Origin of the sequence: Streptomyces sp. UH6, from assembly GCF_013421635.1 — a bacterium.
GTDB lineage: Bacteria > Actinomycetota > Actinomycetes > Streptomycetales > Streptomycetaceae > Streptomyces > Streptomyces abyssomicinicus.
Map to the genome: position 1 here is coordinate 1 of NZ_JACADT010001385.1, position 1119 is coordinate 1119.

1 pseudogene is annotated in these 1119 nt (G+C 76.1%); it reads left to right on the forward strand.

From position 1 onward, the window contains the following. Nucleotides 1-1119, forward strand: a pseudogene (locus HW445_RS32050) (adenylate cyclase); the annotation flags it as partial.

Consider the following 1119-nt stretch of genomic DNA (forward strand, 5'->3'; position numbering starts at 1 on the left):
CACCGGCTGACCTACCTGCCGCCCGGCCTGGTCGCCGACGCCGACCTCTCCGCCGTTCCGCCGGGCGCCGACGTGCTGGTCCGCGGCCTGGGGCTGGCCTTCTTCGACCTGATGGCCCTGCTCACCGAGGGCCGGGGCGGGCGTTACACCCGCGACGGCGACGGCGCCCTGCGGTACGTCCCGTCGGGACGCGAGCCACGGCTGCTCGTGGGCTCCCGCCGGGGCCTGCCCTACCGCGGCAAGCCGACCCACCGGCCGGTCCTCGGACTCCCCCGGGAGCTGCGTCACTTCCCGGACGTCGCGGAGCGGCTGCTCGCGCGGGACGGGACCGTCGACTTCCGCCGGGACCTCTGGCCGGTCGTCGTGAAGGACCTCGGCCACGCGTACTACCGCGAACTGTTCGCCGCCCGCCCGGAACACACCACCATGCCGTGGTGGCAGTTCGAGGAGCTTCACGCCACGGCCACCCCGCAGGAGCGGGACGAACTCGTCGCGAAGGCCGTCCCCGAGCCCGCCCACCGGTTCGACCTCGACGCCCTCCGCGCACCGCTGCGCCACGCCGCCTTCGCTTCCGCCGAGGCCTTCGGGACGCACTTCGCCGCCCTGCTGGAGCGTGAGCTGAGGCGCGGCGCCGATCCGGCCCGGTCCGCCGACACGGCCGTCTACGGCGCGCTGCTGCTCTTCTTCGACCGTCTCCCGCGGCTGCGCGGGCGCATGGACCCCCGGTCCGAGGCCGCGGAGCTCGACGGCGCCTGGCTCTCGCTGTTCAACCTGGTCGCCAGCGGACCGCCGGCGTTCCGCCTGGAGGAGCTGCTGGCACTGTGCCGCGCGGGCGTGGTCCGGCCCCTCGGCTCGGCGATGCGGGTGGAACTCGACGAGTCGGCCGGGCTGTACCGGGCCGGCGGCGCGAACTTCCCCGGCACGTTCACGGCCGCGGTCCTCGTCGACGCCCGGGTGCCCGATCCGACGGTCTCGGGCACCGCCGACCCGCTCCTGGCGTCGCTGCACGCCGCCGGGGCGGCGACGGAGGAGGTCCTCGGCGACCCGGCCACCGGGTACCGGACGACGACCGGGAGGATCGCCGTCGACGGGCACGGACGCCTCGTCGGCGCCGACGGC